The sequence below is a fragment of the Jiangella alba genome, from assembly GCF_900106035.1.
GTDB classification, from domain to species: Bacteria; Actinomycetota; Actinomycetes; order Jiangellales; family Jiangellaceae; genus Jiangella; species Jiangella alba.
The window spans coordinates 1,900,700-1,914,196 of the sequence record NZ_FNUC01000004.1 but is presented as its reverse complement, the minus strand read 5'-3'; the positions used below and the strand labels follow the sequence as shown (position 1 = coordinate 1,914,196).

The following is a 13,497-nucleotide window of genomic DNA, read 5'->3' as shown; positions in this document are numbered from 1 at the left end:
GCAGGTCATGCACCGCCGAGGGCGAGGAACGACCACGCGGTGGCGCGGTCCCGGGCGCCTGCCGCCGCCCGGCGCGCCGCGAGCAGCGCCGCGCCGAGATCGTCGCCGGTGCGCAGCCGCTCGTGCACGACCAGGCTGAGGTCGACGCTCGCGGCGTCGCTCACCGGGACGACGGTGGCCAGCAGCCCGGCCGTGCCCAGCGCCGACAGCGACGTCGTCAGACCCAGCAGCTCGTCGGCGCCGGTGGGCGAGCCGACGCCGGACTCGCACGCCGTCAGCAGCAGGCGGTACGGCGGCGACTGCAGCCGCTCGATGTCGAACACCGTCAGCGGGCCGTCGGCCAGCTCCAGCGACGAGAACATCGGGTTGTCGCCGCGGTAGCGGCCGTGCGCGCCGATGTGCGCCAGCCACGACCCATCCAACGCGGCCAGCGCGGCGTCGGCGGTGGCGTCGTCGCCGGTCAGCACGGTCGCGTCGGTGTAGACGCCGGCCAGCACGCCGACCTCCGCCCCCGACGACGCGAGGTCGGCGCCGGCGATCAGCGCGACGCTCCGGTCGGGCGGCGGTGTGCTGGTGCGGGCGCGCAGCCAGGCGGTCGCCGACGGCGCCACCGTCACGTCCCGGTCCCGCAGCGCGGGCAGCGCGCCCCACGGCACCGACTGCATGGTCGACGGCGGCACCAGCACGACCGGCCCGTCGCCCAGTTCGCGGACCACCGGGCCGAGCATCGTCTCCTGCAGCCGGGCCAGGCCGGGCTCGGCGGCGGCCAGCAGCACGCCCGCGACGGCGTCGGCGGCCACCGCGGCGCCGCGCAGCGCGAACTTGGCGTACTCGACCTCGTCCAGCGCGGCGCCGGAGTCGCCCGCGACCACGTGCTTCAACCGGCCCCCACGCGCGACGACGGCATGGAACCGGCCGCCGCGCAGCCCGACGATGCTGACCAGCGTGCGGTCGCCGAGCGCGTCGAGCAGCTCGCCGACGTCGAGCCGGCGGCGGGTGGTCCGCGGGCCGGCCGTCTCCCGGCCGTGCACGTGACGGCGGATGCGTTCCTCGATGCGCCGCCGCTCCGCCTCGTCGGCGTGGCTGCCGATGAGGCTGCCGACGGCGCGCAGCCGGCCCAGCTCGGCGGCCAGCTCGGCGTCGTGGCGGGCCGCCGGCCAGGGCAGCGAGTGCAGCGTGCCGCGCCAGCGCTCCGTCCACCGCAGCAGCTCTCGCGCCGTCCCGTCGACCGCCACCCGCCGCGTCGCGAGCGCCGCGAGGTCGCTGCCGTGCACCGTCGCGCGGGCCCGCAGCTCCGTCGCGCCGAGCGACAGCGCGTGCGTGTCGAGGACGTCCAGGCCGCGGCCGCAGGCGCGCAGCATGGCCCGCCGGTCGCCGGCGGACTCGGCCAGCAGGGCCTGCGCGTACCAGCCGGTGGCGCGGCGCAGCGCCGACCCACGGCCGCGGCGTCCGGCCGCCGCCGTCCGCAGCGCCTCACCCGCCAGCTCCTGCAGCCCCGTCGCCGACGCCAGCCGGCCCGCCAGCACCAGCGCGTCGAGGCGCTCGGAGGCGTAGCGGTCGGTCAGCTCCGCCGCCAGCGCGGCCGCCGCCCGGGCATGCCGCTTCGTGACGGCGCCGGCCTCCGCCTGCGCCCGCAGCACCACCACCCGCGCGTGCCGCTCAGCGTCGTCGTGCCCCTGCCGCCGGCTCGACCGGGCCGCCTTTCTGGCCAGGTCGGCGGCCCGGCTCGGGTTGCCCGCCGCGAGGTGCACGATGGCGGCCGCGATGAACCCGTCGGACCGGCGCAGCGCGGAGTCCCTGGCGCCGTCCAGCACCGCCACCAGCTCGTCCGCCGTCCCCGCCGCGTCCTCCGTCAGCCCGGCCGCCAACTGCACCACCGCGAGGTCGCGCACCACCTCCGGCGGAACGACGCCCAGCTCGTCATATCGCCGGCGCGCGTCATAGAGCAGTCGCAGCGCCCGCGGCAGGTCCCCCATCCGGTGCGCGCAATCGCCCCTGTTCTGCACGATGATCGTCGCTTGATAGCGCTCGCCGGTCGACTCGATCAGCTCCTGCGCGCGGGCGAACTCGCGGTCGGCCTCGGCGAACCGTCCGAGTCCCAGGAGCGCACCGGCGAGATTGCTGCGAGCTCGCGCTTCCCACGCCGGGTCGTCATGACGTTCCAGAACCGCGGCCGCCTCGTGGCTGTCGCGGCGCGCGCCGTCGAGGTCCTGGAAGAAGAAGCAGACCGCCGCTCGGCGCACGAGTACCCGGGCCCGCTCGGCCGGCTCGGCACCGTCGAGTGCGCTGTCGAAAGCCGCGAACGCCGGCCGTCGCCGTCCGGCCAGCGCGAGCACCGTGCCGAGACTGGCCTCCAGATCGGTGACCCGAGCGCCGAGCCCGTGTTCGCGCCCCACCCGGATGCCACGACGCACCGAGCGGAGGGCGCGGCCCACCTCGCCGCGCTCCCGCTGGACGATGCCGAGCGCCTGCAACGCGTACGTCTCGTCCACCGGCGTCGCCGCTCCGGACAGCACGGCACGAGCGGCCCGGGCCGCCTCGTCGGGACTCGACATCGCCAGCCCGGGCAACTGATCCGCGGCTACCGCCGCCGACGTGCTTCCCGAGGTCACGCCCTGATGCTAGACATGTAGTCGTTTGCCCGAATCATGTCTGGGGGAATCCGATGCAACCTGATCGCGAACGGCTACACCAGGAGTTCGAGCGGCTGCGGGAGAACAGCGCTCGGCGCACCAAGGAACGGGGGTTCGAACTCGCCGCTCGCTGGAACCGGGACGAGACGGCGATCGAGTATCTGTACCGCCAGGGCCAGCTGATCTGCGACGAGCGCGACCTCGACACCGTGCTCGAGGCGTTCGACCAGCTCCGGATCGATCGCCCCGAGGTGACGGAGGGCCCGGTCGGGCTGGCCGTCCTGCACGTCCCGGACACCGACGCGGCGGAGATCGCCGCCAAGCTGGCCGACATCCTCGGCGACGAGCGCATCGTCGCGCCCAACCACGTGCTCGACGCTCAGGTGCACATGTCGATGTGCCCGGCCACCGAGCCCGTACCCACCTACGGGCCGATCCCGGTGCTCGGTGAGCCGGTCGGTCCCGGCCGGCCGAAGGTCGCCGTCGTCGACACCGGGTACCTGCCCGTCGTCGCCAAGGACTCCGGCTTCGGCCGGTTCTCGGCGGTGAAGAAGTACGAGATCGACGACGACGTCTACGTGCCGGGCACGGACGAGATCCGGCCGTACGGGGGTCACGGCACGGCGACGACGGCCCGGCTGCTGGCGGTGTCCGGCGCCGAGGCGGTCCAGGTCGAGGTTCGCGACTGCCTGATCGGCGGCGCGGTCGACGAGCTGGCGATCGTGGAGGATCTCGAGAAGGTCGTCCGCGCGGGCGTCGACGTCGTCAGCGTGCAGGCCGGTCTCTACGCGCGTCATGGCGCGACACCGAAGGCGTTCGACATGCTCTACCGGCGCGTCGTGAGCAAGCACCCGGAGACGGTCATCGTCGCCGCGGCGGGCAACCACGGCACCGACGTCCCGTTCTGGCCGGCGGCGTACAGCTGGGTGACGGCGGTCGGCGCGCTCACCACCGGTGGCGACTACCGGGCGCCGTGGAGCAACTTCGGCTACTGGGTCGACGCCTACACGCCGGGCGAGAGCACCGTCATCCCCTACCCGAACGGCCGGTACGACTACATCGACGAGACCTCGGCCCGGTTCAGCAACGGGCACGCGATCTGGTCCGGGACGTCGTTCGCGGCGCCGGTCGTGGCCGGGCTGATCGCCCGCCGCATGGTCGAGCGCGAGGTGTCCGCGCCGGTCGCACGGCACATCGTGCTGCAGGAAGCCGCCATCGGCGCACTGCACCACACCGGCCCGCGACTCATCGTCTGAGTGCCCGCGGTCGTGGTGGCGGGGCGCCCGGACCCTGTCCCCCGCCACCTGACCGCAGGCTAGACGGCCCGCCGCCGCTCCGCGCGGTACGCCGGAAGGTAGAACACCGCCGCCGCGGCGAGGATCACGCCGCCCAGAACCATGGCTGTCGCCAGCGAGGTGGACTCGCCGACCGCCGTCAGCGCGATCAGGCCGAGCGCGGCCGCGGGCTGGAACACCATCGAGCTGATCGACACGATCGTGACCCGGTGCTCCTCGGTGACCTCGCGGTGCACCAGCGTCATGTGCATCGGGCTCGACGCGCCCTGGATGACGTAGCAGGCGATGAACGCCACCACCACGCCGGCCGCGCCGAGCGACAGTCCCATCGTGGCGACGAAGACGCCTTGGGCGACCCGCGTGACGGCGGCGGTGGCGGTGATGCCGATGCGCTGAGCCAAGCGTGGCGCCAGCGCCGCACCGGCGGCCGAGGCGAACCAGGCGGCGGCCGCCGCGGGACCCATGATCGCGCCGGCCCGTTCGGCGTCCTCGACCACCTCGGCCAGCCGGACCGGCGTGAGCGACTCGTACGCCGTCGCCCCGAACCCCCAGGCCACCTCGATGAGGATCAGCCCCTGCAGCACCACGGAGGCGCGCACCACCCGCAGGCTTCCGCGGATGACGCCCGGCGCCTCCCGCACGGCCGCCGTCAGGGCCGGCCAGCCCGACCGCGGTCGCGCCTCGACCAGCAGGCCGATGGTGGCGACGACCGCGACGGCGCGCAGGACCGCCGCTACCAGCACCGGCACCGCCAGCGCCTCGACCGACGACAGCGGGTCGAGCGCGACCAGGCCGCCGGCCAGCAGGGCGCCCACGCCGACGGCGATGCCGGTGACGGTGCCACCGCGGGACAGGCCGACCGAGATGTCGGCGTCCGGGTCGCGGGCCTGGACGGTGTCGACGTACCAGGACTCCAGCGGGCCGCTGTCCAGTGCCCGGTACAGGCCCTGCACACCGAACGCCAGCGCGAACACCGCGAACGAGTCGGCGACGAAGATCAACGCGCAGCCGGCCAGGCTGACCAGGCCGGAGGCCACCATCACCGGCCGCCGGCCGAGCGCGTCGGAGAACCCGCCGGTGGGCAGCTCGAGCAGGAACACGACGAGGCCCTGCGCCGCGGCGGCGAGTCCGAGCTCGGATAGCGTGAGCCCGCGCTCCAGCGGCAGCAGTGTCAGGACCGGGAGCAGCATGCCGGACGGCAGCCAGCGCAGGGCCAGCAGGATGAGGTAACGCGTCCGGGCCTGCCGGGCGTCGAGCTGCGTCATGGCCATGCATCCTGTCCGACCCGAAGTCGGGACACAACGTCACCCACCGGACATCGCCCGGCGCAGGGCAGCGGCCCCGACGAGCGGCAGGACCACCCGCGGCGTGAAGTAGCGGTCCGCCGGGACGATGCCGGCCAGGGCGCCGAGGAACCGGCCGACCTCCGCCGGCTGCCGGGCCAGTGCCGCGAAGAGGGCGTGGTCGGTGCGACGCGGACGCAGCGCGGCCGTGCGCAGGGTGAGGTCGTACATCGGGCGGAGGCGCCGGTCGCGCCGGCGCTCCCAGGCGACCAGCGCCGCGCCCAAGGGCCGCCCGCCCGCGAGCCCGGCCACGACGGCGCGGGCCAGCGACTCGGCGTCGGCGAGGGCGTGCGAGATCCCCTGGGCGGTGACCGGGTCCATGACGGCGCCCGCGTCACCGGCCAGCGCCCAGCCGGGGCCGTGCGACGCGCGCACGACGTTCGGCAGGTCGGGCGTGGTGCGCAGCCGTTCAGCCAGGACGCCCGACCGCACCCGGGCGCCGAGGTCGCCGCAGCGGTCCAGGACGGTGAGGTGGTGCGCGGTCAGGTCGCGTCGAGCGGCGGCGAACCGCGCCAGCGGCGTCGCCGCGTACACCACGCTCAGCCCGTCGCCCGTGGGGAACGCGGCGACCACGTGCCCGTCGCGGTGGTACAGCTCCGCCGACGGCAGCGGCACGCCCGACCAGTACCCGTAGCTGGCGAACGTCCGGACCGGCGCGCTCCACCGCACCCGCGCTCCGACGGCGGCCGCGACGGCCGAGTGCTTGCCGTCCGCGCCGATCACCAGGCGTGCCCTCTCGGTGACGGCCGGGCCGCGTGCGCCCCGGCCGCGGATCCCCGTCACCATGCCGTCCCGCCACACCAGCTCCTCCAGCCGGAACCGCTCCCGTACCTCGGCGCCGGCCGACCGCGCCGCGTCGACCAGGACGGCGTCGAGCAGCGTGCGCCGTGGGCTGTAGAGCGCGTCGACGCCGTCGACGGACGGGTAGCGGCCGGTCAGCACCACCCGGCCGGAGTCGAACCGGACCTCGCGGGCCGGCGGCGTGCCCGCGGCGACCAGGCGATCGAGCACGCCCCAGCGAGCCAGCCGCGCGGCCGCGGGCACCTGCACCTGATGAGAGGAGACGGTGTCGGAAGGGAACGCCACGCGGTCGACGGCGAGCACGCGCAGGCCGGCGCGGGCCAGCAGCAGGGCCGTCGCCGCACCGGCCACCCGGGCGCCGACCACGATCACGTCGTAGCTCATCGCACCCTCCCGGCACGACCGAACCATACGCAACCGTATGGTGGGTCCGTACGGTACCGTATGGTGGTGCCCGAGCAGAAGCCCCGCCGCCGGCTCTCCAAGGACGTCTGGGCCGACGCGGCGCTGGCGGCCATCGCCGAGGGCGGGCTGGCCGCCGTCGCGGTCGAGCCGCTCGCGGCCCGGCTTCAGACCACCAAGGGCAGCTTCTACTGGCACTTCCCGACCCGCGACGCGCTGCTCGACGCCGCGCTGGCCCGGTGGGAGGAGCGCACCACCACCGACGTCGCGGCCGAGATCACGGCGCTCCCCGACGACCCCGAGCTGCGCCTGCGCCGGCTCGTCACCCGGGTCGCCGGCATGGCCGAGCGCGACCCCGTGGGTCCGGCGCTGCTGGCCTCGGCCGGACATCCGCGGGTCGCGGCGGCGCTGGACCGGGTGACGCGCACCCGCATCGACCTGATCGTCTCGATCTTCGAGGACATGGGCTTCCCACCCGCCGCGGCCGCCCGCCGCGCCCTGCTCGCCTACAGCGCGTACCTCGGCCACGCCGAGCTGACCCACTCGACGCCGGAGGTCCTGCCGGCCGCGCCGGAGGAGCGACAGGCCTACCTCGACGACGTCCTGCGCGCGCTCACAGCGCGCTGACCCGAACCGTGGGACGGGGGTTGGGTGGCGATCGACCCGGCCGGTAATGTCGCGCATGTGACTGTCGAACGACGCAAGCCCCTCGAGGTTCCCGTAGATCCCGACATCACCGCGGAGCTGAAGGCCGCCGACATCGAGGCGCGAGTCGAAGCCGCCGAGAGAAGTGCGGAGCTCCTGGAGCGCCTGCGCAAGCTCTGATTCGCAGCCGGACAGACGCACGCCGTACCGTAGAGCGGATGACCGGGAACGACTCGGCTCCGCGCAGTCTTGCCGACGACCTGCGCGCCCGCGCCGACGACGAGCTGGCGGCGCTGCTGCGTGCCCGGCCCGACCTGCTGGTGCCGGTTCCCGCCGACGTCTCGCAACTGGCCTCGCGGGCGACCACCCGGGCGTCGGCCGTGCGGGCGCTGGACCGGCTCGACCGGTTCACCCTCCAGACCGTCGACGCCCTGATGATCTTACCGGCTCCCGTCAGCGTCTCCGGCCTGCGCGAGGCCCTGGGCGCCGACGTCGACGCGGCGCTGACGACGCTGCGCACCCAGGCGCTGGTGTGGGGCCCCGACGACGACCTGCGGCTGCCGCGCATCGTGCACGAGATCGTCGGTCCGCATCCGGCCGGGCTCGGGCCGCCCGCCCGCCAGGCGCTGCTCGCGCTGTCGCCGTCGCGGCTGGCGGCCATCATGGACGGCCTCGGGCTCAGCCGCACCGGCACGCACGCGGCCGACGTCGACGCCGTCGCGGGGGTGCTCACCGACCCGGCCGCGCTGACGGCGCTGCTCGACGACCTCACCGACGACGCGCGGTCGGCGCTCGCGGCCCTCACGCCGGGCCCGCCGACCGGCCGCATCGACGACGCGCTGCGCGAGGTGCACCGGGCCACGGCGCGGACGCCGATCGACCTGCTGCTCGCGGTCGGGCTGCTGGTGCCGGTCGACGCCACCACGGTGGTGCTGCCGCGGGAGGTCGCGCTGCACCTGCGCGGCGGCCGCGTCCACACCGACCTCCAGCTCGCGCCGCCGACGCCATCGGTCACCGAGCGCACGCCCGACATCGTCGACCGCACGGCGGGCGCGGGCGCGTTCGACCTCACCCGGAAGGTCGAGCTGCTGCTCGACACCTGGGCGGCCGAGCCGCCGCCGGTCCTGCGCACCGGCGGGCTGGGCGTGCGCGATCTACGCCGGCTGCCGGAACTGCTCGACACCGACGAGGCCGGCGCGGCGCTGATCGCGGAGGTCGCGTACACCGCCGGTCTGGTCGCGGTCGGCGACGACCTCGACGAGGTGTGGCTGCCGACGCCCGAGTTCGACGCGTGGCGGCGCGACGACCCGCCCCGCCGCTGGGCCGTCCTCGTCCAGGCGTGGCTCACCACCAGCCGGGTCGCCGGGCTGGCCGGCGGCCGCGACGAGAAGGACCGCCCCATTCCGCCGCTCGGCCGCGACCTCGAACGGCCCGCCGCGCCCGAGCTGCGCCGGCTGGCCCTGGCCGAGCTGGCCGCGCTGCCGGCCGGCTGGGCGCCCGACCTCGTCGGTGTGCTCGCGGCGCTGCAGTGGCGCCGTCCGCGCCGGGCCGGCCGGTTCCGCGACGACCTCGTCCGCTGGACGCTGCGCGAGGCCGAGCAGCTCGGGCTCACCGGCATGGGCGCGTTCGCGTCGTTCGCCCGGCCGTTCCTGGAGGGACGCGGCGCCGAGCGGGTCGTGGCGGCCGCGGCCGACGCCGTGCGGCCGAGCCTGCCGCAGCCGCTCGACCACGTCCTGCTGCAGGCCGACCTGACGGCCATCGCGCCGGGCCCGCTGCGGGCCGACCTCGAGCGCGAGCTGAGCCTGCTCTCCGACGTCGAGAGCCGCGGCGGCGCGTCCGTGCACCGGTTCACGGCCGGCTCGCTGCGCCGGGCGCTCGACGCCGGCCGCACCGCCGCCGACGTGCACGCGTTCCTGGCGACCATCTCGCGCACCCCGGTGCCGCAGCCGCTCACGTACCTCGTCGACGACGTCGCGCGGACGCACGGGCAGCTGCGGGTGGGCGCGGCGTCGGCGTTCGTGCGCTGCGACGACGAAGCCACGCTGGCCGCCATCGTGGCCGACCCGCGCTCGTCCAGCCTGGGCCTGCGCCGGCTGGCGCCCACGGTGCTCGCGTCCTCGATCGCGGCGAACACGCTGGTCGAGCGGTTGCGGCAGCTCGGGTTCAGCCCGGTGCCGGAGGCCGCCGACGGGTCCATCGTCATCGGCCGGTCAGAGCCGCGACGGGCGTCGGCCCGGTTCGCCTCGCGCTCGGGGCCGGCCGAGTTCGCCGCGCCCGAAGAGACGTTGCTCGGCGCCGCCGTCCGGGCGCTGCGGGCCGGCGACCGGTCGCGGGCCGAGCGTCCGGCCGACGGCGGGCGCGCGGGACGGCTCGGCCGCACCACGGCCGCCACGACGCTGGCCGACCTGCGCGAGGCGCTCGAGACCGGCACGACGGTCTGGATCGGCTACGTCGACCAACACGGCGCCACCACCGAGCGTCTGGTCGACCCCGCCCGCATCGACGGCGGCTGGCTGTCGGCGTTCGACCACCGCAGCGGCGAGGTCCGCTCGTTCGCCGTCCACCGCATCAGCGGCGTCGCGCCCGTCGACGCCGCCTGACGGGCACACCGGCACCTTCCCCTATTGACAGCGCGGATCAGGCGCGCCATTGTCATGCCACGTTGCTTGAACATGAACGAGTTTTGCTCAATTCGCTCTAGATCGAGCAGGAGTCGCCGTGGCCCCCGACACTCGCCGCTCCGCGTCCGCCCTCGCGGCCGTCGCTGCCCTCGTCCTCCCCCTCGCCGGACTCGCGCCCGCGACCGCCGCGGCCCCGGCGGCGTCCGAACGGCTCGGCGCCGTCGACGACGTCACCGCCGACGGCGCGGCGACCACCTTCGCCTCCGGCGACGCCCGGCTACGTGTCACGTTCCTCGACGACGACGTGTTCCGGGTCGAGCTCGCGCCCGACGGGACGTTCACCGACCCCGCCGGCACGCCGCCGTCGGACCCCTCGGCGCCAGACGCGCGCATCGTCATCGGTGACGACGGCGCCGGCCCGGAGCCGGAGCTCGTCGAGACCGCCGACGCCTGGGAGCTGCGCACCGACGGCGCCGTCGTCACCGTCGGCAAGGACCCGATCCTGCTCTCCGCGGCCACGCCGGACGGGCGCACCCTGTTCGCCGAGACCGCGCCGCTGGCGTGGGACGGCGGCGCGACGACGCAGACGCTGGCGCGCGCCGCGACCGAGCAGTTCCTCGGCGGCGGCATGCAGAACGGGCGGTTCTCGCACCGCGACCAGACGATCCGGATCGAGCGAAACTTCGACTGGGACGACGACGGCTACCCCAACGCCGTCCCCTGGTACCTCAGCACGGCCGGGTACGGGGTGCTGCGCAACACGTTCGCGCCGGGCAGCTACGCGTTCGGCGAGCCCGTGCAGGCCACGCACCAGGAGAGCCGGTTCGACGCGTACTACGTGCTCGGCGACGCCTACCGCGCGCTGGACGGCTACACCGAGCTGACCGGCCGGCCGATGCTGCCGCCGATCTACGGTCTCGAACTGGGCGATGCCGACTGCTACAACACCAGCAGCCCGACGTACTCCGGCGACCCCAAGCCCGGCAAGCTCGTCACGCCGGACGCGGTCCGGGTCGCCGAGGCGTACGACGAGCACGACATGCCGCGCGGCTGGATGCTGGTCAACGACGGCTACGGCTGCGAGTACGTCGACCTCGAGCAGACCGGCGACGGCCTGCGCGACCACGACATCGAGCTGGGCCTGTGGACCGAGCGCGGCCTCACCGAGCAGGAGTACGAGGTCGGCGCCGCCGGCGTGCGGGTCCGCAAGCTCGACGTCGCGTGGGTCGGCGCCGGCTACCGGCACGCGCTGTCCGCCTGCGAGGACGCCTACTCCGGTATCGAGGACAACAGCGCCGCGCGCGGGTACGTCTGGATGGTGGAGGGCTGGGCGGGAGCGCAGCGCTGCGGCGTCCAGTGGACCGGCGACCACTCCGGCACGCTCGACTCCATCCGCTGGCAGATCCCCGCGATCCACGGCTCCGGCAACTCCGGACTCGCGTTCACCGCCGGCGACATCGACGGCATCTTCGGCGGCAGCGCCGAGTCGTACGTCCGTGACCTGCAATGGAAGGTGTTCACGCCGGCGCTCATGACGATGAGCGGCTGGGCCGGGTTCGACAAGCAGCCGTGGACCCGCGGCGAGCCGTACACGTCGATCAACCGCGACTACCTGAAGCTGCGCGAGCGGCTGCTGCCGTACTTCTACAGCTACGCCGCCGAGGCGCACCGCAGCGGCGCCCCGGTGGCGCGGTCCCTCGTCCTCGAGTACCCGGACGACCCGAACACCTGGGACGACACCACGGCGCACCAGTTCCTCGCCGGTCGCGAGTTCCTGGTGGCACCGGTGTACGAGGACAGCGAGGTGCGCGACGGCATCTACCTGCCCGAGGGCACCTGGGTCGACTACTGGACCGGGCGGCTCTACACCGGCCCGGCGACGGTGGACGGGTACGCGGCGCCGCTCGACCGGCTGCCGCTGTTCGTCAAGGCCGGGTCGGTGGTCCCGATGTGGCCGGCCGGCGTGAACAACCACGCCGACGTCGCGCCGGACTCACGGCTCACGCTGGACGTCTACCCGTGGGGGTCCGGGTCGTTCGACCTGTACGAGGACGACGGGGTCACCCGGGCGTACGCGGCCGGCGAGTCGGCGACGCAGACGTTCTCCGTCACGGCGCCGTCGGGCGGGCGGGGCGACGTGGTGATGGAGATCGGCGCGCGGTCCGGGTCGTACGACGAGATGGCGGCGGAGCGGCCGTACGAGATCACGGCGCACACGGGCACCGCCCCGGGTGCCGTGACGGCGGGCGGGTCGCGGCTGGCGCAGCTGCCGTCGCGGGCGGAGTACGACGCGGCGTCGGCCGGGTGGTTCTTCGACGGGTCCGTGGTGTCGGTGAAGACCGCGCCGGTCGCGTCGGGCGACGGGCTGACGGTGCGGCTGGCCGGCACCAGCTCCGTCGGCGGCGCGCACCCGTCCGAGGCGGCGGGGACGGTGTCGGTGGCGGCCGCGCCGGAGCTGCTGCCGGGCGAGCCGTCCGACGTCGAGGTGTCGTTCACCAACGGCACCGGGCGGGCCATCCCGCGGGCGGCGCTGAGCGTCGACGTGCCGGACGGCTGGACCGCCGGGTCCGCCGCCCTGGGCGTCGTCGGTCCGGACGAGACCGTGACCCGCACGGTGCCCGTCACGCCGCCGTCGTCGGGTTCGGCCGGGCGGTCCACGATCACCGCCGTGGCCTCGTGGAACACGGGCCCGCGAACGTACGACGCGCGCGCCGGCGCCACCGTCACCGTCCCGTACGGCTCGCTCGCCGAGGCCTTCAACGTCGTCGCCGTCACGGACGACACCGCCACCACGGCCGGCGACTTCGACCGCGGCGGCAACTCGTACTCCGCACAGGCGCTGGCCGCCGCCGGCGTCACCCCCGGTTCGACCGTGACCAGCCGCGACGTCGCGTTCACCTGGCCGTCCGCCGCGCCGGGCACGCCCAACGGGCTGCGGACCGCCGGGCAGACCGTCGCGCTGCGCGGGCAGGGGACGCACCTCGCCGTGCTCGGCGCCGAGGCCGGCCAGGTCGACGGTGAGTTCGAGATCCGCTACGCCGACGGCACCGTCGACACGCAGAGCCTGCGGCTGCCGAACTGGTGCTGCCTGCCCACCGACGTCGGCGGATCGACCATCGCCGTGACCACGAACTACCGGAACACGCAGGCCGGGCCGGCGAACCACGGCACGGCGTACCGGGTGTTCCACAACGAACTGCGGCTGCTGCCCGGCAAGGAGGTCGTGTCGGTGCGACTGCCGGACCGGCCGGAGATCACCCTGTTCGCGGCCGCGTTCACGACCCGCTCACTGCCGTCGCCGCCCACCGGCGACGCCTGGGTGAGCGACGTCGACTGGCTGTCGGCGACGAACGGCTGGGGTCCGGTCGAACGCGACACCAGCAACGGCGAGGACGCCCCCGGCGACGGCCGCGCGTTGTCCGTCGGCGGGGTGACCCACGAGAAGGGCCTCGGCGTCCACGCCGACTCCCGGGTGTCGTACTACCTGGGCGGCGCGTGCACCCGGCTGACCGCCGTCGTGGGCGTGGACGACGAGATCCCCGACTACGGCTCCGTCCGCTTCTCCGTCGTGGGCGACGGCGGGCTGCTGCACCGGTCGGACGTCCTCACCGGCCTCTCCGACCCCGTTCCCCTCGACGTCGACCTCACTGGCGTCCACTACCTCGACCTCGTCGTCGACGGCGCCGGTGACGGCGTCGGTGGCGACCACGCCGACTGGGCCAGCGCCCGCCTCACCTGCAGCTGACGCTCCACCACC

General features: G+C 75.1%; 8 protein-coding genes. 5 read left to right on the top strand and 3 right to left on the bottom strand.

The features are described 5' to 3' along the window. Positions 1 to 5: 5 nt before the first annotated feature. The gene (locus BLV02_RS26765; protein WP_069108815.1) at positions 6 to 2,612 is read right to left on the bottom strand and encodes a CHAT domain-containing protein; all 2,607 of its coding nucleotides are present in this window, start codon (positions 2,610 to 2,612) and stop codon (positions 6 to 8) included. 53 nt (positions 2,613 to 2,665) lie between these two features. Between BLV02_RS26765 and BLV02_RS26760 the strand changes: the two genes are divergently transcribed. Continuing rightward, the gene (locus tag BLV02_RS26760; RefSeq protein ID WP_069108816.1) at positions 2,666 to 3,889 is read left to right on the top strand and encodes a S8/S53 family peptidase; all 1,224 of its coding nucleotides are present in this window, start codon (positions 2,666 to 2,668) and stop codon (positions 3,887 to 3,889) included. A 59-nt stretch (positions 3,890 to 3,948) separates the two neighbouring features. Here BLV02_RS26760 and BLV02_RS26755 read toward each other — a convergent pair whose 3' ends face one another. Both BLV02_RS26755 and BLV02_RS26750 read right to left on the bottom strand, forming a co-directional pair. Then, complete coding sequence (locus BLV02_RS26755; protein ID WP_074946691.1) at positions 3,949 to 5,193, bottom strand: MFS transporter; 1,245 nt, start codon at positions 5,191 to 5,193, stop codon at positions 3,949 to 3,951. A gap of 39 nt (positions 5,194 to 5,232) precedes the next feature. Then, the gene (locus tag BLV02_RS26750; RefSeq protein ID WP_069108818.1) at positions 5,233 to 6,456 is read right to left on the bottom strand and encodes an NAD(P)/FAD-dependent oxidoreductase; all 1,224 of its coding nucleotides are present in this window, start codon (positions 6,454 to 6,456) and stop codon (positions 5,233 to 5,235) included. A 60-nt stretch (positions 6,457 to 6,516) separates the two neighbouring features. On the opposite strand from BLV02_RS26750, the gene BLV02_RS26745 reads away from it, so the two are divergent. The 4 genes from BLV02_RS26745 (at position 6,517) to BLV02_RS26730 (ending at position 13,485) form a co-directional block, all read left to right on the top strand. Beyond that, entirely contained in the window at positions 6,517 to 7,101 is a 585-nt protein-coding gene (locus tag BLV02_RS26745) for a TetR/AcrR family transcriptional regulator (protein ID WP_069108819.1), read from the top strand. A gap of 24 nt (positions 7,102 to 7,125) precedes the next feature. Then, positions 7,126 to 7,299, top strand: a complete 174-nt coding sequence (locus BLV02_RS36765) for a hypothetical protein (RefSeq protein ID WP_171906613.1) — start codon at positions 7,126 to 7,128, stop codon at positions 7,297 to 7,299. 38 nt (positions 7,300 to 7,337) lie between these two features. Then, positions 7,338 to 9,719, top strand: a complete 2,382-nt coding sequence (locus BLV02_RS26740) for a helicase C-terminal domain-containing protein (RefSeq protein WP_069108820.1) — start codon at positions 7,338 to 7,340, stop codon at positions 9,717 to 9,719. A gap of 118 nt (positions 9,720 to 9,837) precedes the next feature. Next, entirely contained in the window at positions 9,838 to 13,485 is a 3,648-nt protein-coding gene (locus tag BLV02_RS26730) for an NPCBM/NEW2 domain-containing protein (RefSeq protein ID WP_083412406.1), read from the top strand. The last annotated feature ends 12 nt before the right edge of the window (positions 13,486 to 13,497 follow it).